The following is a 21,882-nucleotide window of genomic DNA, read 5'->3' as shown; positions in this document are numbered from 1 at the left end:
CAAAAGCCAGTAAAACTTCCCCAGTATTTACCCCCCCATTGATGAAAAATAAAAATCGCCAAAAACGTAAACGTTTTGATTGTTAAAAGAAAATAATCCAGTTAGAGTATTTCGATTATAAATAAAGTTAAAAAACGAGTTATTCTACAGGCTCGTTAGCTAGGCTAAAGTTTTACTGAGTAAATAAAGAGTATCGTAGCTAAAATCTTGCTCATTTGGCCATTCTACAGAGCCAAAAGCTACAGAGACTTGTTTGAAATAATTATAGTCCTGTAACTCTTTAAATATCCCCTTATCCAAAAAAGGGCTGGCATCAAAAAGTTTAATTTCATCATTATCAAATGATAATTTTAAAAAATGATTATTTGTCGCTTCGACTGTAATTACACGAGGGTTCATAATACTTACCTTATTTTAAAGGATCTATTTTAAAGACAGACTCACCATTTACTGCAAGCTCCCAGTCTGCCATTAATTCATCTTTATGAATTTCAATCCAAGCATCAACAAGTTTTTGTTTCGGTTTTGGTAATTTACCTTGGAGTAACTGGCCCGTAGGTATTTCAATGATCGCCTCATCACCTTGGAAATGAACGTGAATATGTGGCAAGTGATGTTGTTGGTTATCAAAATAATACATCCGTATTATTATTCCGTAAAACATTGAAATAGTTGGCATAGCTTTCTCAAAAGTGATTAACTATGGGTATTATACGCTAGCTAACAAGAAATCAACAAGGACAAAAAACAGTTGGTTTTTGCTCCTGCGTCGACTATTTTAACCAACTATTATTTGCCCGTTATTTGGGCGTTAAGTTTCTCTAATTGAGGCGCTCCATCGCGGCTTTGTATACTTTTCCTCTATCACGCTTCCCAACAGAAATTACGGTGACAGTAATAACTGTATCGCTTACCTCGTAAACTAGTCTATAACCGACCTGTCTAAGTTTTATTTTGTATAATTTATTGTCACCTGAGAGCTTGGCACTTTCTATATGAGGATTTTCTAAAATGTTTGCAAGTTTTTTCTTGAACTGTAATTTAACTGTTGCACCTAATTTTTTCCATTCCTTAAGTGCAGACTTTTTAAACTCCAACTCATAGGTCATTTAAACTAACCTTTACACTAGCTTCACTTTTACGCTGCTCAACAATGGCAAGTAGCTCTAAATCTTCAATATAGTCCATCATAAACTCATAAGTCTCTGCCGGTATACAATAAAATGCAGGTTCGTTTCTATTTAGCACTGCAATTGCTTCGCCGTGAGCACTAAGAGCAACCTTCATTGGATTTGCTTTAAGTTCACTAATACTTGCCGCAGCTTCAGTTAATATTCTAGTTGTCATGCTTTCACCAGTACGTTAGAGTGGTCTTTAATTAAGGCTAAGTATAAACGACGAAACTTAACAAGGCAATTAAACGGATAAATTGCAGTTGGTATTCAACCGTTCTGGTTTACAAAAAAAAACACCTTGTCTGTACCAGAGAATGTTAAAGTTATGAAGCAGTTAAGTGCATTGTACATATAACAAGGCATTTAAACGGAACTAAAACAGTGGGTTACGTTTCACTTCGCTACACATTATAACCCACTATTTTAGTCCGCTTAATGCGGCGTTAGGTAACAAAGGATAATATCTAGTATGTGGGAATATAAAATCATTGATTCAGCTAATGCAGAGAAGGGTGGCTTCCTAAAAGGTAGAACCGTTAAACAAGTAGAAGCTTACTTAAACAGCTTAGGAAAAGAGGGCTGGGAAATTATAGATATAGATTTTTAAATGGCTCCTACAATGCCCTGAGGGCCTACACATTTTCATGGCATTGCAAAACGTCCAAATAAATAGATCGTAATCTCAACAAGTTGTTACCTAATCGGGTAGCCAGAGGTATCTAACCTCCAGCCCCCACACCACCCTGCATGCGGCTCCGCCAAGTTAAGGGCCGAACATATGGCTGCGCTAGCAGCCTAAATAATTATGCACTTCAAGGTTGAATCTGCCAAACATTGAATGCATATAAATAGGAATTTGGAGTTTCATGAATAATATTTATACGATAGGCGAGCTTGAGTCGTTCCTCATTGCCATACTGGTACTTTTCATAGGCCACTTTGTCAATCGTCACATTCCATTCTTCAGGAAATACAATATCCCTGAACCAATCGTCGGCGGCCTGATTATCGCCAGCATCATCACCGTCTTACATTTCAACCATATCTCCTTCATATTTACGCTTTCTATGCAAAACACCTTGATGCTGATGTTCTTCAGCACGGTAGGCCTGGCGGCGAGTTATAAGATGTTGCTTAAGGGAGGAAGCCGGGTTTTCATCTTCCTGGGTATTGCCTCTCTCTACATCGTGATTCAGAATGCTGTGGGTGTCAGCATGGCGACGGCTCTGGGTTTAGAGCCCATTATGGGATTGGTCGCCGGTTCTATTACTCTCTCGGGAGGTCATGGCACAGGCGCTGCCTGGGCACAGACTATTTCTGAAGATTATGGTCTCAATACCTTGGAATTTGCCATGGCTGCGGCAACATTCGGCCTGGTGATGGGCGGAATTATTGGTGGGCCTGTGGCGCAAAGGCTGATCTCTAAGAATAATCTGGTTTCCTCATACGGTGTAGGTGGTAATCATCATCAGGATCATCCGGATCTGGTGACCTATGATCAGCTGGAAGAAGACCGGGTGACTGCTAAGAGCATATTGGAAACATTATTCATCTTGCTGCTATGTGTGGCAGGCTCTAAAGGAATCGGGGTGTTAATTGTCACTTTTGATATTAGCTGGCTGAAAATGCCTGATTTTGTCTACGCTCTATTTATAGGTGTGATGATCACCAATCTGACAGAGTTATCTCGTAGCTATAAGATCCACAGCGAGTGCGTCGATATCCTGGGCACCGTGTCGTTATCATTATTCCTGGCCATGGCCTTGATGAATTTGAAGTTGTGGGAAATATTGGATCTTGCCGTCCCCCTGTTAATTATTCTAGTTCTGCAAACCGTGATCCTTGCTTTCTTCGCCTATTTCGTGACCTTTCGCCTGATGGGAAGTAACTACGATGCAGCCGTTATTGCCGGAGGTCATTGTGGATTTGGCTTGGGCGCTACACCGACAGCGGTGATGAATATGGGCGCACTGGTATCGAGATCAGGTCCATCACCTCAGGCCTTTATGGTAGTCCCCATTGTCGGTGCCTTCTTCATAGATATCGTCAACGCCATCATCTTAAAAGGATACCTGGGTGTCATTGGCTAAAATGAAGCTAGCGAGGGAATATTCCTGATCGATAAGGCGAACGCAGCTCCCTTGAATTAACGAGAGTAATAGGAATAGGGAATTAACGAGGACAGTCGCTCAAAGTTGATAGGAATAGGGAATTAACGAGGACAGTCGCTCAAAGTTGAATAATAGAAACTTCTCAACTACGGTTAATCAATGACCGTTATTGAAAGGGCTTGTCATGACAACCGCCAGAAGACAACTCATTAGTTTAGTTGACACACCTTATTACCATTGTATTTCTCGGTGTGTTCGTCGTGCCTTTTTATGTGGCGAAGATAAAAATACCGGACGTAATTTTGACCATAGGCGAGGGTGGGTTGAAGATAAACTCCTGGACTTAAGTCAAATTTTTGCTATTGATGTATGCGCCTACGCTATCATGAGTAATCACACGCATCTGGTGCTGTTTATTGATGAAATTACCGCGAAATCATGGTCATCCATCGAAGTGATTGAGCGGTGGCATCAATTATTCAAAGGAACCTTACTCACGCAGCAGTATTATCGTGGTGAAGACATTCCAGATCACCTAATGACTTCTTTACTTGAAACGGTTGACGTATATCGGAAGCGCTTAATGGATATCAGTTGGTTTATGCGCTTACTCAACCAAGGTATTGCTATCAAAGCAAACCAAGAAGACCACTGTACAGGTCATTTCTGGGAAGGGCGTTTTAAATCTCAAGCCTTATTAGATGAAGCCGCTCTTGCCGCTTGTATGGCGTATGTTGATTTAAACCCTGTTCGAGCAAAGATTGCTAAAACACCCGAAACATCAACGTACACCAGTGTAAAAACGCGAGTAGAAAAAGCTAAAAAAGGTAAACAACCCCAAAGGTTACTGCCTTTTGTGGGCAACCCACGACAAGCAATGCCAAAAGGTTTACCGTTTGAGCTTAAGGATTACCTTGAATTAATTGAAATGACAGGGCGCTGCCTTCGTGAAGATAAAGTGGGACATATTGAGGAAAACCAACCCGCACTGCTTAGCCGTTTAAATATCAACGCTGAAAATTGGCTAACCCTGGCAAAAGATTTCAGCAAGCTTTTTCATGGTGCTGTGGGGCACAGCGATGTATTGTCTGATTACTGTGCGCATAAAGGTTTAAAGCGGCGAACGAATGTCAGTTGTTGTGATAAACTTTTGGCGTAACAATTCAGTACCCATTATTCATTCATCATATTTTCTAACTACACCTCAAACCCGATGTTTTTGTCATGTCTAAAAAACAGCATTTATCCTCTTTATTTGAAGTTTTAGTAAATATTATTCGGCTTTAGGATTTATAAGTCATCATTGAGCCTATTTTGAGTGGTTATGTAGCTTGTATTATCGTTTATTTTTTTGATGTTTTATAAGCGAGTGTCCTAGTTAATTTATCCCCAGTATTTAACCCCCCTTGATGAAAAATAAAAATCGCCAAAAACGTAAACGTTTTTGATTGTTAAAAAAAATAATCTAGTTAGAGTATTTCGATTATAAATAAAGTTAAAAAACGAGTTATTCTACAGGCTTGTTAGTTGCTCATCCAAGTCCGGTGACATTATAACGTTGTGGTGTTATAGTGTTGTTATTGAATAAATGGAGTCATCACTATGAGTAACTTATCTAAACGTTCGACTGTTTATTTTGAACCAGAGATACATCAAGCTTTAAAAATGCGCGCAGCCTCAGCAAACCTATCTGTTTCAGAGCTAATAGATGAAGCTGTTCGCTTACTAATGCGTGAAGACCAAGAAGATTTAGCTGCTGTATCAGAAAGAATCAATGAATCTGAAATATCTTATGAAGATTTGCTAAATGATTTGAAGTCGCATGGCAAAATATAAAATCACATTTAAAAAGTCAGTAGCTAAAGATTTACGAGTTATACCTAAAAACGATATAAAAAAGATATTAGGTAAAATTGACATTTTATCTGAGAATCCGCGAGGTGAAGGTTGTATAAAGTTATCAGACAAAGAAATCTATAGAGTTCGACAGGGATTATATCGAATAATTTACGAGATAAAAGATGGTTTACTTATTGTAAATGTTGTAAAAGTCTCCCATAGGTCACATGTGTATAAGAGCAACTAACAAGTTGCAAAGCGTTAGTTTTACGCACTAAATCAGCTGACTTTATTTGCTAGTTCAGTGTTTTCGTTAATGTTTTGTGTTTGGTTTAATCTTTGGTTTGGCAATGGAAGTGCCTTCAAATACTCACTTCTTCTTTGCCCAACCCAATTTTCGCCTTTCACGGTTTTAAGATCAAATAAGCTTTAGTTTTAAGGCTAAAATAAGGTTTAGGTGTGTAGTGCGGGCGGTGTTTTTTGACTCTTCCGTTTATCCCGTAAACATGATAACTTACTGTTAGTTCAGCGTTTTTAATATTCGGAAACTAATAAGGCAACAAGGAATATCATCACATCATGGAGTTGTTTTTAGCTATTTTATTATTTGCAGTGTCTACAAGTATCACTCCTGGACCAAATAATATAATGATCATGGCATCAGGTTTAAACCACGGAGTTAAAAGCAGTTTACCCCACCTATTGGGAATTTGCTTCGGCTTTCCCGTGATGGTCATATTGGTTGGGTTAGGAATAGGTGTATTTTTTGAAATGTATCCTTTATTTCACGAAATCATTAAAATTTTTGGTGTCATATATTTACTATATTTGTCTTGGTTAATCGCTTTATCTTCACCAACCTCATTGGACGGTAAACTTTCTAAGCCATTCAGTTTTGTTCAGGCTGCATTATTTCAATGGGTAAATCCAAAAGCATGGGTCATGGCCGTAGGGGCAGTATCAGCATATACGTCATTATCAACAGACGTATTTAATCAAGTTATCTATATAGCCTTAGCCTTTTTTGTTGTATCTTTTCCGTGTGTTGGTGTTTGGTTAGTTTTTGGATCGGGGCTTAAAAAGTACTTAAAATCGCCTAAGCACCAAAAAACATTCAATGTAGCCATGGCACTGCTGTTAATTGGTTCTGTATTACCCGTATTAAAAGAGCTTTTTGATCAATATGTTGCCTAACAAGCCATTCAAAATGACAAAAACGAGTTTGCTGTTTTTCGTTCCTAAAACATTTTAGCCAACCATTACTTAGCCTGTTATTTGGGCGTTGGTATGACCGTATGGTGGTTTATTTCTAATTATATTACTAACAAAAGGATCGACATGATAAGAAAAATAGGAATGATACTGGTAATTACTTTTGCTCTAGTTTTTGGATATTGGTATAGCTTTTTAGCTCTTGATGAAATATCAATGGAGCAAGCAGAAATAATAAAACAATATCAGTATAATTCTGAACAAGCTGTTGAGTTGATTTTAACGGAAATAGAACCACATCTATTCACTTTTACTTACAAATCATTTGATCAAAGTATTGTTAACGGTCAAATTTCATACCCTAAGAACCAAGCAGATAAATATCCTGTACTTATTGGTATTTCAGCTATGGGAAGAGGGTATCAACGATGGTGGTCTGAATCTTTTAAGGGGCGACCAACTGTGACACAAGTAAATAAAATTACGGAACTTGCTGATAAAAATGGTTATGTAGTTATTTCAATAGATGCTAGATATCATGGTAAAAGAAAAAATCCTGACAGAACTTTAAGATCTATCATGAATGATTTACACTTTTTTGGCGATAAAACTGATTATGAAGCTATGATTAAAAATACTGTAATAGATCATCGTGTCCTGTTGGACTGGGTATCACAGCAGAATAATTTAGATAAAAGTAATATTTCTGTTGTTGGCTATAGTATGGGCGGACAAATTGGTTTGATTTTAGCTAGTCTCGATCAGAGAATTAGCAAAATAATTTCTATTGTACCTCCGTATCTTGACGATAAAACCGCGCTTGTTGCACCTAAGAATTTCATATCACTTTTAAAAAACCAAGATGTATTGTTGCTTACTGCTGACGATGATGAAAATGCATCAAAAAGTGAAAACGATTTTATTTTTAAACATATATCAACGCCTAAAAAAGAAAGAATTGTTTTTTCTGGCGGTCATATATTACCTGATAATTATGTCGATAGTTTATCTAATATAATAGCAAATTAAGCAGGTGCGCCTAGCAGGGCGTTAGTTGCACGCACTAAATCAGCTGAATTTATTTGCTAGTTCAGTGTTTGCGTTAATGTTTTGTGTTTGGTCCAATCTTTGGTTTGGCAATGGAAGTGCCTCAAATACTCACTTCTTCTTGGCCCAACCCAGTTTTCGCCTTTCACGGTTTTAAGATCAAATAAGCTTTAGTTTTAAGGCTCAAATCAGGTTTATATGTGTAGTGCGGGTGGTGTTTTTTGACTCTTCCGTACAACCAATAAACATGGTAACTTGTTGTTAGTTTGGCGCTTTTAAACTCCAACAACTAACAAGGCAATTCAAACGGTCAATAAAAACCACTGGTATTGCGAGTTAAATCATACTGATAACTGTGCTAAAAATTGTTATTATTTACCCTGTACTTAAACAGGTTATGCAATTAATCTATCAGTGTTAGTTGCTGATAACTTACCTATATATTGGAAAAATAACGTCAAATGAATAAGAAAAATATCGCGTCAGCGAACAATAATCAAAGTTGGAATTTACTGTTTTTCGCTTGGATATTAGCCACGAGTGGCACCTTAATTAGCTTGTTTTTTAGTGAAATAGTACAGTTACCTGTATGTGTCTTGTGTTGGTATCAACGTATTGCACTTTACCCTTTAGTGATCATGTTACCTTTGGCGCTATTTCCTTTCGATGTTAAGATTATTCGCTACGCCAGTCCATTAGTTCTGTTAGGTTGGTTTGTGGCGTTATTTCATGTACTTGTTGTCGCCGGGCTTATCCCCGAAGGCGTGCAACCCTGTGTACAAGGCATACCTTGCTCTGAAACACATTTCACTTTATTGGGTTTTTTAAACATCCCAGTGATGTCATTATTAACCTTTAGCCTTATTGCCCTGTTACTCTTTCTCTCTAAAAAACAATGTACCCAGAACACTTATTAGGAATAACTATGAATAATAAAACTCTTTTTATCAGCGTCGCGGCGTTTATTGGCATTATTTTTATTGCTGGCGTGATGATGTACAAAAGCCAACAACCCTCAACAATAGCGAGTGAATACCTACCCGCATTGGAACGAATTGATGCCCCAGAAAAAGGAGGGCAACACGCTAAAGTGACTATTGTCGAGTTTTTCGATCCGGCTTGTGGTACTTGCAGTCAGTTTTACCCCTTGCTCAATAACCTAGTTAAAAAATATCAAGGTAAAGTGAACGTTGTTATGCGTTATGCGCCGTTACACCAAGGCTCCGAAGAGGTGGTTAAAATGCTGGCAGCTGCGCATCTACAAGGACAGTTTTGGCCGGCAGTTGCACTGTTATTTGCCAACCAAGAACGCTGGGTTGAACATCATGTATCAAACCCACAGCGTGCTTTATTGGTTATAAAAACCCTTGCATTAGATCATGAGCAACTCGATAAAGATTGGCAAAGCAGTAAGGTTGCTAACATTATTGCCCAAGATATAAAAGATGGACAAACCTTAAAAGTACGTGCGACACCGCAGTTCTTTGTTAATGGCAAACCATTGATTATCTTTGGCTATGACGAACTGGTTAAGTTAGTAGAAGCTGCGGTTGCTGAGGCTTATTAGTAATATCTTGCTGCCGCTCTAACTAGAAACTGCAGCAAATTTTTCGATTAAATAAGGCAAAAATTCTTCGCTTACTTTCGACAGGCTTTTATTTTCAAGGTACAAGGCATTAACAGCAAAGGTTAATGGCGGATTAAAAGAAGCAATGGCGGTGTTGTCTGATAAATTACCTTCTGCGGTAAATCGGTCTACCACACAAATGCCTGCGCCCTGAGCCACTAATCTGGCGGCAATGAAATAGGTTTGCACTTTAATTAACGATTCTAGGGTGATGTTGTCTTGCATCATTCTAGTCCAGAGTAGGTCCCCCAAAGGTCCACTGTCGCCAATATCAATATATTCAAATGCTATTAGTTGGCTCAAGCTTAACTCGCTCGGGCAGTCAGGGAAGTTTGCTTTGGGATACACTATAACTAACTCTGATTGAGCCAGCTCCATTGAGGTTATGCCAGGCATAATATTGGGCGCGAACAAAATGGCTAAATCACATTTATGCTCTAACAAGGTTTGCATTACCTCATCGTTATGTACAGTTTGCACGTTAAAGTTTACCTGAGGATGCTTTTGGTGATATTTTGCGATGGCAGTTGGAATAACATCAAAGCCTAATGCAGGGCTGCAGGCTAAGCTGATTTGACCGTACTCAGATTTTTTAATGTTCTCTGCGGTATTCTTTATCGACCGCATTTGTTGGTATATTTTATCAACCTCATCAAAAAGCATTTCTGCTTCATCCGTTGGGATCAAACGTCCTTTGACCCGTTTAAATAAGTCAAAGCCGAGTTGCATCTCTGCGTGAGATAACACTTTACTGACTGATGGCTGGGAAACGTGCAATATTTTTGCTGCATTGGTTATTGAGCCCATGGTGTAAATGGCGTGAAATATCTCAATATGTCTTAAGCGCATTTTTCTCTCCTAAGTGAGTTGAGCTAAATATTAATTTAAGCAAAAAAGTAAACGGTGAGTGTCCATAAACAGCCGGCAAGCGTTGCCGCATATATTGCCGGCACTAATTGAGATTTAACATGGTCCATTAAATCACAGCCTGTGGTCATGGCACTCAGTATGGTGGTGTCTGATATCGGTGAACATTGATCGCCAAACACGCTACCGTTAAGTACAGTGGCAAAACAAACCATCATAAAGAGCTCTGGGTTAGCAAGGCCCTGTGATTGGCAAACCGCCCAAGCTAGAGGCATAGCTAATGGAAAAGCGATCGCATAGGTGCCCCAACTGGTACCGGTAGAAAAAGCGATAACCATAGTGATTAACTGCAATAAAAGTGGCAACAGCCAAAAGGGTAGTTGTTCACCAAGCAGTGATACCAAATACAAGCCGCCACCTATTTCTTTGCTGATACTGCCAATAATAACCGCTAGCATTAAGATCACCGAAGCCAGCACCACGCCTTTTAGGCCATTACCAAAGCCATCAACAATATCAGTTAATGACATGCCTTTTATTAAGGCAATGCCAGCCGACAGTAGTAACGCTGCGCCAAAAGCCCAGTTGATTTTAGGCGAGCCTAAAAATATAAAAGTGCTAACGGCAATAGCTATTAAGGTTACTAAAGGTAAGATAAATTCTAATACATGGGAGTTATATCCCGAAGGTACATCACAGGCTTGTAACTCTTTAGCACTTAACGGCCTTGCGCCTGGAGCATCTAACTGACCTGTCTTTAAGGCTCTTTGTTGAGCCTGACGAATTCGTTTACCTGAAAAAGTGGTGATATTTAAACACAATAATAAGGTGCCTATTACCGCAATAATGCCATAAAAGCTAAACGGGATACTGTTGAAAAAGAAGTTAAGTCGGTCTGCTTCTGTTGCCAAAAAGGCTACCCCAGGAACAAAAATTAACGCTTGTACGTAGGCGGGCCAGGCATTAAAAGCGATCACCAAGGCAATAGGCGAAGCCGTTGAGTCAACGATATAACTCATTTCTTCGTGGCTTACTTTGGCTTTATCAGCAAGCGGTCTGACCGTGGTACCGACTAAAACGGTACTCATAGTGCCGCCTTGGAAAAACAATAGCCCCAGCAGCCATGAAATTAGTTTGGCTGAGCGTGGCCCTTTAACAAAATGCTCGGTCATATAGTTAGCAAAAGCTTGGGCGGCACCGGTTTTAGACCAAATGCCTAATAAGCCGCCTAATAACCATAAATACAGTAACAATAGCCCAGCCGTGCTTTCTTTCGCTAAGTTGGGAATGATCACGGCATCCGTTAAATCGTATTTTCCTAACATTATTGCGCCGACTACTATGCCAGCAAACAGGGACGTTAGCGGCTCTCTAGTGAGCAGACATAAAGCAATGGTGATAAAAGCAGGCAGCAAAGACCACAGGCCAAAATGAAATGCCGGTTTAAGTAGGATTAATTGTTGCTCGTCATTTTTAACCCATTGCTGTGTTAATAGTGGCTCTTGGCTTAATTTATTTATGCTTGAATCTATGCTTAGGTTTAAGTTTTCTTGCTTGAGGGGAGATTGATGGTAAGGCACAATATCGGTAATTATGACTTCTTTGCCCTTATATTTATAGGCATCTTCACCTGATTCTGTGTGGTAAGTATCATAAAGATAAGATTGCTCTAGCCAGGTTTTATCAACCGCGTTATTGACATAGAAAGCGAAAAACAACCCCAAACTAATAATAAGGAGGGCAAGACTATTATTTTTGTTCATTAATAACAGCCTGCTTTGTTAATACGACTAGTGCATACCGAGGTGTTAAAGCTCTGAGTTGATGTAGACATGGGTAAAGACCTTGGTAAGTTGTTCAAGATAAAAAGGATTAAATAAGCGCTTATGAGTAAATAATATTACTCACTATTAATAGTTGAAAGTAGTTCTAAGCTATAACCTTAGGTTATAGGATAAACTTCACTAGATAAAGCTGACCAGGCGTTTATTTTAACTTTTTAAATGAGCAGTGCTAATCTACTAAGGGGTTACAAATGGCAGGCTTAAATACAGCTGAATCACCAGGGCATTAGTAATATCTATAAAGAACGCGCCCACTAAAGGGACCACTAAGAATGCTTGCGGAGAGGGGCCATATCTAGCGACCAGTGATTCCATATTAGCAACCGCGGTAGGTGTTGCTCCTAAACCAAAACCACAGTGACCACCGGCAATAATGGCAGCATTATAATTTTTTCCCATGACCCTAAAGGTAATAAAATAAGCAAACATTATCAACATAAAAGTTTGCACTAAAATAATAAGGATCATGGGCAGGGCTAGGTTAGCCAATTCCCATACTTTTAGAGACATCAGGGCTAAGGCTAAAAAGATCGACAAAGCCATAGTGCCCCATAAATCAATACAAGCTCTACTGATAGTGTAGCGTTTAGAAAGCTCAGTTAAATTTGTCGCTAAGACGCCAAATAAAAGTGGCATTAAAAAGGCCGGTAAAATCACATCATTACTTTTTAACTGTAGGTAAATAACATGGCCAACCGACATACATAATAAAATAATGAATAAGGTTTCCATCATTTTTTTTGGCGTCACTAAATCATGATCTTCTGGATTAAAGGTTACCGTATCATCAAGCTCTTCATGATAACTATCGGCTTTAAGATTATAACGACTAATTAGCCTTTTACTGACTGGGCCACCAACTAAGCCACCTAACACCAAGCCCATAGTCGCTGCTGCCATAGCTAGTTCAAATACACTCGAAGGCATATTGTATTCACTAATAAATAAATCGGCATAAGTAGCGCCATTACCATGACCACCAGAGAGGGTGACAGAGCCACCAATTAAGCCCATTAAAGGATCCATGCCGGCACTGATGGCTAAGGAAACCCCCAGGGCATTTTGTAGCAGTAGGTATAAAGTCGCTATCGCTAAAAACAAGATAACTTTTGGACCACCCTTCACTAATAACGAGTAACTTGCCCCTAAGCCTACTGTGGTAAAAAATACCGTCATTAACGGGTTTTTAAAGCTCATATCAAAATTAAAGTGAATATCAAAAAAGCTATGGGCGATGGCGGCTACTATTGAAAATAGTATACCGCCGACAACGGGCTCTGGAATATTATTGTTACGTAAAAAAGCTACTTTGCTATTACAAAAATAACCTGAAAAAAGAATCATTAGCGCCACCACTAACGTTTCTAAGATGCCTATATTTATGTCCATGATTAAACTCACTTTATAGTTATGCGCCAAGGCTAAGCTCACTCAATAACGTATCGTTAAAGAGTGACTTTAATTAGGCTGTTTTTAGTATGAGGATTTTTGCTGACGATGGGTTACGCTCGGTTTAAAAGCGCTTACATCTTGTTTAAAACATCTTCTAGGGACTCTGCTTTTCGTATGCATGTCATTGATAAGTCATTATCCTCACCACTGACAGTGTAAACCGCTACTCGAGGTAAGCTGTTGTAATCAAAATGATTGCTAAAGTAATAACCACCGGTGTCGTGCACCATGACATAGTCATTGAGTTCTAATTTAGGTAACTGTTGATTACTGCAAATGAGATCACCAGCAAAACAACAGGGGCCAGCAACATCGGTAGTTACTACTGCTGAGTTATCTTTTGTTTTTTCTATGCCTTCAGCGCTATAACCAGTGACTCTGATTGGCCATGATTTAGGTAAAAATGCGGTACGAGTCAGAATTTGCGCACCAGCATGGGTCGTGGCGATATGGCGTCCGCCAGCATTTTTTGTGTATTCTACCCGAGTAATAATAACGCCATTTTTTGCGACAATAGCACGGCCAAATTCAGTTTTTACCTGATACTTGTTGGTAAATAATAACGGTACTTGTGCTTTTAATACCTCTGCATAATCTTTAAAACTTGGCTTGATTACTTCAGAACTAAAATTAACCGGTAAACCGCCACCAATATCTATACGTGTTATTTGCTGAGTACCAATGACAGCGTTTATTTCTTCGGCTAGCTCGGTAATGACCTTGATGCCATGGGCCATTAAGGTGAGTTCACAGCCTTGTGAACCGGTGTGAGTATGAATACTATTTAACCAGGGACGGGCTTTATAAATGGCAATGAGGGTTTGACGGTTATCTTCATCTAGTAGCGCATAACCAAACTTGGACGTTGTGGTCGCGGTACTGGTTGAGCCTATTTTACCACCACCAATTTGTGGATTAACACGAAAACCAATGACAGATTTACTGTCAGGAAATTCAAGCATTAGCGTATCAATGCGCGCAAGCTCTTGTAAGTTATCAATGTTAAGTGCTATGCCAGTTTTTATACAGGTGCGTAAGTCTTGTAGGGTTTTTGCGGGTGAATCAAAGATGATATTTTGTGCGGTAAAACCCGCGGTAAGGGCGATTAACAGCTCGCCAGGACTCGCCACCTCCGCGCCCATACCATATTCACGTAGTGGCGCTAATACCTTAACTAAGGCATTGGCTTTTACTGCAAAGGTATGAAAAAAATTAGCGGGAAAAGCGTCATAAACATCACTAACGGTTTTTCTTAAACCGTCTAAATCCATCACGCCAATAGCGGTTAAGTTATTATCGATAGCGTGTTCGTTGATAGCAGTTGTTATTATATTTTGTTTTCTGTTCATATTGGTATCTTTTTGAATGAAGGAAACATGCCACTGTTGGTATAACAGATGATTCTTTTTCGATACCCTTAAGATAAGGTAACAATATGAAAAGGGGTAATAGTTAATCTTTGTTAGGTAATAACTTTGGGTTATGCCCTTTAGTGACTTTGCCCATACTGCTAGAGAAACTGCGACTCAAAGTCCCATTTAAAATGCCACGGCAATTGCTCTTAAAGATGACCCGTTAAAAAGTACTCAGCATAAATTGCCATTAAATTTGCTACAACGTTTGGTTATACCCTAGTAAAACAAATGAATTTGCCTGTAAAAGCCGCACTAGCTACGCTTTTCTGTATAGCCATTGTATTAATAATTAATCCTTTGGCGTAGCACCTTTCCCCTGAAGGGAAGGGCTTTTATAATAACAATAAGGCAATTTATCGTGACTGTTACACCTGATTTAGAATTATGTCGTTTTATCAATGAGAACTATCATCAGGCAGATCTTTCTGTTTTTGAACGTTTTTCTCAACAAATGTTTAACAGCTTACTCAATGTTGATTTACACATGCTGTCAACATTACAGCGTTATCAAACCGCTTTTTTATTATGGCAATCCTTTGCTGGTCGTAGCGCCAATGAAAATAAAGTTATCATCAAAAATCGACGCCAACAAGGTGTCTTGGCCGAAGGCTCAGTCATACATATTATTACCGATGATAAAGCTTTTATTGTTGATTCAATTTCTGCGTTATTAAAAGCTCAGGGCTATAAAATTAATTTATTGTTACACCCTGTGGTTAATCGAAAGAAAATATATGCGCATAACACCACTACCTCATTAGGTTGTGCTGATGACGAGTCGATTCTATATATTGAGCTTGCCAATCCGTTAGCGCCACATGTGATTGGCGAACTGGTCGAAACTATCCAGAAGCTATTGGCTGATATAGCAAAAGTAAGTCAAGATTGGCCGTTAATGATGACTAAAAGTAAAAAAATAAGCCATGAAGCCTCTTGTTTAAGTGACCATAGCACCGAAAGGTTCTTATCGTGGCTTTGTCATCAACACTTTGTTTTTATTGGCTATAATGTTAGGACAATAGATGAGACTGGTAAAGCGGAACCAGTAACGGGCTGTTTAGGTGTTTTTCATGATGAGATTACCACCAGCAATGATGCCTTAATACTCTCATCCGCGGAGCTTAGTCGATTTATTGCTAGCAGCAATGCAATGATGGTCAGTAAATCATTGCTAAAGTCAACGATACATAGACATGATTATCTTGATATAGTCAGTGTTAAGACGTTTTCTAAGCAAGGCGATCTGCTTGCTATTCATCAGTTTTCGGGCTTATTCACCCAAGTTGCTAATAACCTGCACCCTAATAAAATTCCTTTTATAAATGCTAAATTAACGCAGATTTTACAACTGCTTTGCTTGAAGCTAGATAGCCACGATTATCGTAATTTCATGCATATTCTCGCAGTTTTACCGAAAAGAGAGTTATATGAAAGTAGCGTTGAGCAATTACTGGTTTTAGCGCAGAGCATAGATAATCTTAACGTCAAAACTCAATCAGGCGCATTTATCAGAGAAAATGACTTTAATGGACAAGTGTCGGTGTTGGTATTTGTTTCACAAGATGCTTTTTGTACCGATTTACGCGAAGAAATAGAGCATGAGTTAACCTCGGCTTATCAAGGTGAAATCTTATCTCGTCGTTCCATGCTTAATGATAATTACCTCGCTCAATGGCATTTCATTGTTAAAAAAGGCGAAAATCTTAGGAAAAAAATAGATATCTCGACACTTATTGCGAGCATTGAAATAAAAACACAAAGCTGGAGTGAAAATTTAAATGCACTAATCAGCCAGTTATGGCGTGGCAAACAAGCGACTCAGTTGCTGGAAAAATATAATGGCGCTTTTTCAAAAAGCTATCGAGAGCATTTTACCGCTAAACAAGCCATCAGAGCGATAAAAAATCTAGAGCGTTTAACGATTAAAAATCCCTATCAATTTGAAATTTATCGGTCAGCACAAGGTAAAGGCAATGAGCTTACCTTAAATATTTATACCTTAGGGCATAACATTGCCTTGAGTGACTCTATTCCTATTTTAGAGCAGTTTGATTTTAGACCCTTGGATGAATTTAGTTTCAAAATGAACTTAGCTAAGACTAACGCCAATAGCCAGGGGGGTAATAATAGTTATAATCATACAACTAGTGGCACCCCTAGCAATATTTATAGCTATACCCTTGAGTATCCCAAGAGTGATGCAGATATTGGTGCTTTAAAAATTAATTTAGAACAAGCACTCGCGCAAGTTTGGGCCGGTAAAATTGAAAGTGATGGCTATAACAAGTTATTACTGGCTGCTCATCTCAACATTAGGCAAATTGTTATTATCCGCGCCTATGGCAAATACCTACGTCAATTAGGTCTGGGTTACTCTGAAGAGTACTACCAACAAGCCTTGAGCCATTACCCTGATATTGTCCACGGATTAATTAACTTATTTGAAACACGATTTACGTTAAGTGATCAAAGTATTGCTCAACGCGAAGCAGACGCTGAGGTCATCAAAGCTGAGTTATTAGCAAGTCTCACTACGGTGATAAAAATAGACCACGACAGAATTCTGCGTAACTTTATTGCGGCTATTTCGGCAACGATAAGAACGAATTTTTATCAAGTCTCACCAAGCGGTGAGCCTAAACACTATTGCGCTTTTAAAATTCGCAGTGGTGAAATTGATGATGCGCCAGAGCCTAGGCCTTATGTTGAAATCTTTGTCTATTCACCACAAGTTGAAGGTGTGCATTTACGGTTTGGCCCTGTCTCTCGAGGAGGTTTGCGCTGGTCTGATAGGCAAGAAGACTTTAGAACTGAAATTTTGGGATTAGTTAAGGCCCAACAAGTTAAAAATGTCGTGATAGTGCCACAAGGCGCTAAAGGCGGCTTTGTACCTAAGCAATTGCCGGTTAACGGCACACGCGAAAGTATTCTTAACGAAGGCATTAGCTGTTATAAGGTGTTTATCTCTGCCTTATTAGATCTAACCGACAATAATACCGCTGACGGTATAGTTAAACCGAAAGACGTGGTTTGTTTTGATGGTGATGATAGCTACTTAGTTGTTGCTGCGGATAAGGGCACGGCAACCTTTTCAGATATTGCTAATGCTCTTGCTGATGATTATGGCTTTTGGTTAGGCGATGCTTTTGCCTCGGGCGGCAGTGTTGGCTATGACCATAAAAAAATGGGTATTACCGCCAAAGGTGCTTGGGTGTCAGTACAGCGACACTTTAGCGAGATGGCTATTGATGTTCAACAAGATGAAATCAGTGTTATAGGTATCGGTGATATGTCTGGAGATGTCTTTGGTAATGGCATGTTATCTTCAAAAACTATAAAACTAGTGGCGGCCTTTGATCATCGCGATATATTTATCGACCCAACACCTAACAGCGCCTTGAGTTATGTGGAACGTAGCAGACTTTATCAGCTGGAACGCTCTTCATGGCAAGATTACGATAAAGCGTTAATGTCTGCCGGTGGTGGGGTTTTTAGCCGCTCGGTCAAGCATATTGAGTTAACACCACAAATAAAACAGTTACTGAATATTGATAGCAAGGTTAAACAGTTATCACCGAATGACTTAATCCGTCATATTATACTATGCCAGGCGGATTTACTCTGGTTTGGCGGCATAGGCACTTATGTCAAAGCCAGTAGTGAAATGAATACTGAAGTAGGGGATAAGGCTAACGATCTGTTACGGGTTAATGGCAATGAATTACAGTGTAAAGTGATTGCTGAAGGAGGCAATTTAGGTTGCAGCCAATTGGCCAGAATAGAGTTTGCCAAAGGCGGCGGTAAAATAAATACCGATGCGGTTGATAACTCCGCTGGCGTTAATTGTTCCGACGCGGAAGTAAATATAAAAATATTGCTTAATGGCATAGTCGATAAGCAAAACATGACTAAAACGGAACGTAATAGCCTATTAGGGAGTATGACAGACGAAGTTGCTGCTATGGTGTTGCGTAATAATTATTATCAAGCGCAAGCGTTAAGCATTGATGAAGCGAATAGCCAATCTCATTTCGATAGTTTTACCCGTTTAAGCCAATACTTGGTCAATAGTGTTGGTCTAAATCGGGAGTTAGAATACTTACCCGATGATGAAGAGTTACAAGCGAGAAGTGTTGCTCAACAAGGGTTAACTCGGCCTGAGTTGGCCGTGTTGATGGCCTATTCTAAAATGGATGTCCATGATGCTTTATTACGAGAAAAACAATTAATAACCGATAGTTATTTCGAAAAGTACTTATTATCGGCCTTTCCTGCAGTTTTAGCGCAAGAATACCAACAAGATATTCTAAATCATCCATTAGCAAAACAAATTATCGCTACCAGTGTTGCCAATGAAATATTTAACCGTGGAGGCATACATGCGGTTAGAGAGCAAACTGGCGCAACCATTGCCGAAATTGTTAAAGCGTTTATTATTGCCAAAGAAGTTTTTTGCTTGGATGATATTTGGCGACAGATTGAAGCGCTATCAGACAGAGTCTCAGCACAAAATCAAATTAAGATGATGATAGAAGTACAGCGTTTTTATCGTCTGATGGCTATTTGGTTTATTAACCATGAAAATGCGCAAGACAGCATAACGAGCATAGTGCAGCGATACACTCCTGGGCTAGGTACCTTACAGCAGCTTAATGGCAACGACATTACCCTGCCATTTTCACCGATTGAGCAATCTCTTTATCAACTGGATAATGAGGTTACCGCCCTAGCATTGGTTGCTAAGATCCATCAATTAAAAGTCTCTAGTGTGGTTTTCTGTGACATTGTCAAAACGGCTTTCGAGCTCAATTTATCGGTGACCAAAATTTTGCCTTGTTACAGTCAAATAAGTAACTTACTTGGCCTTGCTTGGTTAATTGAGCAAACTGAAAGGGTGCAAGCGAAAGATCATTGGTCCAGATTAGCCCGATTTAGCTTATTACTCGATTTATTGGAAATTCGTGAAAAGCTGGTGATAAATGTAATTAACAGTAACCGAAATAAATCGACAGATATTGCTATTGAGCTCTGGTCTAAAAACAAAACATCGCAGTTAAATAGAGTAAAAAGCGTGCTGGACGATTTAAAGAGTACGGGAACAGTACACCTTGATAAACTCTATTTTGCCAACCGTCAACTAAGGGCTTTAATCGCCTAATTTAAGCCTTTATTATGATTATCTATCACTTGCTTGTTTTAAGCAGTGATAGATGCTGTCTAGTCTGTTATGGTGCTTTCAATACGCCTTTATCAGCACGTTTATCCGTTAAGCTCAATAGCGTTTAAACACGCATCCTCTGTTTATTAAATCCCCTTAGAATTTATGTATTCGGTGCTCTTCTTACGCTAAAAACAGCATTAATAGAGCGAGATAAAACCCAAGCTATAACCCAAGGTTATAGGTATGCAACAAAGCGTCAATTGTTAAAGTTGTAATTTAAGTTCAAGGTAATTGTGAATGAAATGCAACTAAATGATCAGGTAGCTAATAAGCCTGAATAACTATAAAACAAATAGAAATTACAATGGTGAATGTCATGAAAGATAGATCAATGTTTAAGTCTAAATTGTCACATTTGAGTATATGTGTATTAACGGCGCTTACTTCTCAAGTTGTCTTTGCTGAAGAAGCAGTACAAGTGAAAGAGGAAGAAGTTGAACGCATTAGTATTATTGGCTCTAATATTAAACGAGCAACGGATATTAGCACCTTACCTATAACTACGATGACAGCAGCAGATATAGAAAATAGTGCCGCCATGACAGGGGATGAATTGCTTCGCTCTATCCCGCAAATGGGCTCAGTTAATTTTGGTGAAACTACCGGCTCTTCCAATGTCAATGATGCCCGTGGTGATGTTGGTTCATTTAATCTACGTGGTCTGGGCGCCGGTAATACCTTAGTGTTACTTAATGGTCGCCGTATGGTAAATCACCCAGGGACACAATCAAAAAAAGGTGCCAATAAAGTTCCGGTAAACACCGTTAACTCAAATACCTTACCTGTTTCAGGCCTACGCTCATTAGAAGTATTACGTGATGGGGCTGCAGCTATTTACGGCTCAGACGCTATTGCCGGTGTGGTTAATTATGCACTGGATAGTGAATATATCGGTCATAAAGTAAGCCTAAGATACGGTGAATCACAAGGCACACCGCTAAACGAAACAACTTTTAGCTATTTAGGCGGCTTAGAACTCAATGATGGCCGTTCTAATTTAGTTGGCTCGGTGACGATTTATAACCGCAATGGCATGATGGCCACGGAACGTCCTTATTCGGCTAGCCATGATCGACGTGAATACCCAGGTTTACCTGAAGAATTTGTTGGCGATAGCCAATTAGATAACCGTAGCACCGATACACCTTGGGGGGAGTTTAGTAGTGATAGCTTAGGCAAGTTTCATTTACAACCTGATACCATGTCTGGCTGTGTTGATTCGCCCCTTGCGGTTGAAGGTGTTTGTGCCGACAAAGGCAGTACTGGTCGAGATCTCCGTTTTGATCGCGGTACCACACGACCACTATCTTCTGATGTTAAAAGACTTAACTTTTATACCCATTTCACCCATGAACTTACCGAAGATTTAGAGTTATTTGCCGAAGGCATTTATTACCAAGCGGAACTTTCAAATCAATCCGAGCAAAACCACGGTGGTAGTAAACATCAATTTACCGTTGGCGCTGATGCTTTCTATAACCCTTTTGGCGAAGAAGTAATTGTGCGTAAATATCGCCCCGTTGATGTTGGACCAAGAACCGTTGTTGTTGATGATAGCAGCTTTAGAGTGCTTGCTGGTTTAAGAGGCTATACGGGGGATTGGGATTGGGAAAGTGCGGCTTTTTATAGTGCAGCTGAAACTAACGATAGCAGTACCCGTGTTGATGTAAATGCCTTTGCTGCCGCCGTTAACAGTACCGATAAAAACACTGCCTATAATATTTTTGGTGGTGCAGATGTCAATAACCCAAATACTATCGGCAATGTACCGTTAGTGCCTTCGTCAATTAGCGACCTATTTATGGTTAATTCCCATGTCGACTCAAAAACTAGCTTAGCTTCTATTGATTTTAAGGCTTCTAATAGTGAAATTTTTGAAATGCCAGCAGGAGATGCAGGCCTTGCGGTAGGTATTGAGTTTCGTCGTGAAACCTATTCAAGTGACAGAGACCAGTATGTAGATGGCAGTAGACCTTTTACCGATGCCTATGGCGTCTGACGAATCCCCATAACTTTTTAATCTTAGTTGGGTTTAATTCCCCAGCGCTTACGGTGAAAAAAGATGAGATAAA

General features: G+C 39.4%; 19 protein-coding genes. 11 read left to right on the top strand and 8 right to left on the bottom strand.

Translation table 11 applies throughout. The annotated features are described in order from the left end of the window. Positions 1–159: 159 nt before the first annotated feature. From MTCD1_RS16900 to MTCD1_RS16885, 4 genes are all read right to left on the bottom strand, one after another. Positions 160–399 carry a DUF2442 domain-containing protein gene (locus MTCD1_RS16900; protein ID WP_057180917.1) on the bottom strand — a complete coding sequence of 80 codons (240 nt, stop codon included), beginning with the start codon at positions 397–399 and terminating at the stop codon, positions 160–162. Between the two features lie 10 nt (positions 400–409). After that, positions 410–679, bottom strand: coding sequence for a DUF4160 domain-containing protein (locus MTCD1_RS16895; protein ID WP_057180918.1), 270 nt, complete (start codon positions 677–679; stop codon positions 410–412). 142 nt (positions 680–821) lie between these two features. After that, positions 822–1,109: a type II toxin-antitoxin system RelE family toxin gene (locus MTCD1_RS16890; protein WP_057180919.1), complete on the bottom strand. Its 288-nt coding sequence runs from the start codon at positions 1,107–1,109 to the stop codon at positions 822–824. Then, a complete protein-coding gene (locus MTCD1_RS16885) occupies positions 1,099–1,347 on the bottom strand; it encodes a type II toxin-antitoxin system Phd/YefM family antitoxin (RefSeq protein WP_057180920.1) in 249 nt (82 codons plus the stop codon). Before MTCD1_RS16885 ends, MTCD1_RS16890 begins: the two co-directional genes overlap by 11 nt. A 297-nt stretch (positions 1,348–1,644) precedes the next feature. Between MTCD1_RS16885 and MTCD1_RS20815 the strand changes: the two genes are divergently transcribed. The 9 genes from MTCD1_RS20815 (at position 1,645) to MTCD1_RS16845 (ending at position 8,951) form a co-directional block, all read left to right on the top strand. Continuing rightward, a complete protein-coding gene (locus MTCD1_RS20815; protein WP_143760135.1) occupies positions 1,645–1,782 on the top strand; it encodes a DUF4177 domain-containing protein in 138 nt (45 codons plus the stop codon). Between the two features lie 259 nt (positions 1,783–2,041). Then, complete coding sequence (gene gltS / locus MTCD1_RS16880) at positions 2,042–3,265, top strand: sodium/glutamate symporter (protein ID WP_057180921.1); 1,224 nt, start codon at positions 2,042–2,044, stop codon at positions 3,263–3,265. Positions 3,266–3,470: 205 nt separating this feature from the next. Then, positions 3,471–4,445 carry a transposase gene (locus MTCD1_RS16875; RefSeq protein ID WP_057180922.1) on the top strand — a complete coding sequence of 325 codons (975 nt, stop codon included), beginning with the start codon at positions 3,471–3,473 and terminating at the stop codon, positions 4,443–4,445. Positions 4,446–4,888: 443 nt separating this feature from the next. Next, complete coding sequence (locus MTCD1_RS16870; protein ID WP_057180923.1) at positions 4,889–5,122, top strand: RH3 domain-containing protein; 234 nt, start codon at positions 4,889–4,891, stop codon at positions 5,120–5,122. After that, entirely contained in the window at positions 5,109–5,372 is a 264-nt protein-coding gene (locus MTCD1_RS16865; RefSeq protein ID WP_057180924.1) for a type II toxin-antitoxin system RelE family toxin, read from the top strand. Before MTCD1_RS16870 ends, MTCD1_RS16865 begins: the two co-directional genes overlap by 14 nt. A gap of 332 nt (positions 5,373–5,704) precedes the next feature. After that, positions 5,705–6,319 carry a LysE family translocator gene (locus tag MTCD1_RS16860; RefSeq protein WP_057180925.1) on the top strand — a complete coding sequence of 205 codons (615 nt, stop codon included), beginning with the start codon at positions 5,705–5,707 and terminating at the stop codon, positions 6,317–6,319. A gap of 93 nt (positions 6,320–6,412) precedes the next feature. Next, on the top strand, positions 6,413–7,366 hold the full coding sequence (locus MTCD1_RS16855; RefSeq protein WP_057180926.1) for an alpha/beta hydrolase: 954 nt from the start codon (positions 6,413–6,415) through the stop codon (positions 7,364–7,366). A 479-nt stretch (positions 7,367–7,845) separates the two neighbouring features. Beyond that, positions 7,846–8,301, top strand: a complete 456-nt coding sequence (locus tag MTCD1_RS16850) for a disulfide bond formation protein B (protein ID WP_057180927.1) — start codon at positions 7,846–7,848, stop codon at positions 8,299–8,301. A gap of 8 nt (positions 8,302–8,309) precedes the next feature. Beyond that, complete coding sequence (locus tag MTCD1_RS16845; protein WP_057180928.1) at positions 8,310–8,951, top strand: DsbA family protein; 642 nt, start codon at positions 8,310–8,312, stop codon at positions 8,949–8,951. A gap of 18 nt (positions 8,952–8,969) precedes the next feature. On the opposite strand, the gene MTCD1_RS16840 is transcribed toward MTCD1_RS16845, so the two are convergent. The 4 genes from MTCD1_RS16840 to MTCD1_RS16825 all read right to left on the bottom strand — a co-directional run bounded on the left by MTCD1_RS16840 (position 8,970) and on the right by MTCD1_RS16825 (position 14,523). After that, positions 8,970–9,860, bottom strand: a complete 891-nt coding sequence (locus MTCD1_RS16840; protein ID WP_057180929.1) for a LysR family transcriptional regulator — start codon at positions 9,858–9,860, stop codon at positions 8,970–8,972. A 35-nt stretch (positions 9,861–9,895) separates the two neighbouring features. Next, positions 9,896–11,641, bottom strand: a complete 1,746-nt coding sequence (locus MTCD1_RS16835) for a Na+/H+ antiporter NhaC family protein (RefSeq protein WP_057180930.1) — start codon at positions 11,639–11,641, stop codon at positions 9,896–9,898. Positions 11,642–11,899: 258 nt separating this feature from the next. Continuing rightward, positions 11,900–13,111 carry a sodium/glutamate symporter gene (gene gltS, locus MTCD1_RS16830; RefSeq protein ID WP_057180931.1) on the bottom strand — a complete coding sequence of 404 codons (1,212 nt, stop codon included), beginning with the start codon at positions 13,109–13,111 and terminating at the stop codon, positions 11,900–11,902. A gap of 134 nt (positions 13,112–13,245) precedes the next feature. Next, the gene (locus tag MTCD1_RS16825) at positions 13,246–14,523 is read right to left on the bottom strand and encodes a type III PLP-dependent enzyme domain-containing protein (RefSeq protein WP_057180932.1); all 1,278 of its coding nucleotides are present in this window, start codon (positions 14,521–14,523) and stop codon (positions 13,246–13,248) included. 424 nt (positions 14,524–14,947) lie between these two features. Between MTCD1_RS16825 and MTCD1_RS16820 the strand changes: the two genes are divergently transcribed. Both MTCD1_RS16820 and MTCD1_RS16815 read left to right on the top strand, forming a co-directional pair. Further along, positions 14,948–19,747, top strand: coding sequence for an NAD-glutamate dehydrogenase (locus tag MTCD1_RS16820; RefSeq protein WP_231733013.1), 4,800 nt, complete (start codon positions 14,948–14,950; stop codon positions 19,745–19,747). 379 nt (positions 19,748–20,126) lie between these two features. After that, entirely contained in the window at positions 20,127–21,809 is a 1,683-nt protein-coding gene (locus MTCD1_RS16815; protein ID WP_231733014.1) for a TonB-dependent receptor plug domain-containing protein, read from the top strand. Positions 21,810–21,882 lie beyond the last annotated feature (73 nt).

The organism is Colwellia marinimaniae (genome assembly GCF_002207865.1).
In the GTDB taxonomy this organism is placed as follows: domain Bacteria; phylum Pseudomonadota; class Gammaproteobacteria; order Enterobacterales; family Alteromonadaceae; genus Colwellia; species Colwellia marinimaniae.
This window is presented reverse-complemented; position numbering and strand designations above follow the sequence as displayed.